The organism is Pseudomonas sp. HLMP, from assembly GCF_046365545.1.
Taxonomy (GTDB): Bacteria; Pseudomonadota; Gammaproteobacteria; order Pseudomonadales; family Pseudomonadaceae; genus Aquipseudomonas; species Aquipseudomonas guariconensis_B.
In genome coordinates, this window is record NZ_JBDLLR010000022.1 from 1 (window position 1) to 428 (window position 428).

General features: G+C 68.5%; 1 pseudogene. It reads left to right on the top strand.

From position 1 onward, the window contains the following. A pseudogene (locus ABFA30_RS24290) lies at positions 1-428 on the top strand (urocanate hydratase); the annotation flags it as partial.

Sequence of the window (428 nt, forward strand, 5' to 3'; positions counted from 1 at the left end):
GGCCGCGACCCTGGCCGGCGCCTGCTCGCTGAACATCGAATGCCAGCAGAGCCGCATCGACTTCCGCCTGCAGACCCGCTACGTGGACGAGCAGGCCAGCGACCTGGACGACGCCCTGGCGCGCATCGCCCGCTACACTGCCGAAGGCAAGGCCATCTCCATCGCCCTGCATGGCAACGCCGCCGAAATCCTGCCGGAGCTGGTCAAGCGCGGCGTGCGCCCGGACATGGTCACCGACCAGACCAGCGCCCACGACCCACTCAACGGCTACCTGCCCGCCGGCTGGACCTGGGAGCAGTACCGCGACCGTGCACAGACCGAGCCAGCCGCCGTGGTCAAGGCGGCCAAGCAGTCCATGGCCGTGCACGTGCAAGCCATGCTCGACTTCCAGAAGCAGGGCGTGCCGACCTTCGACTACGGCAACAACA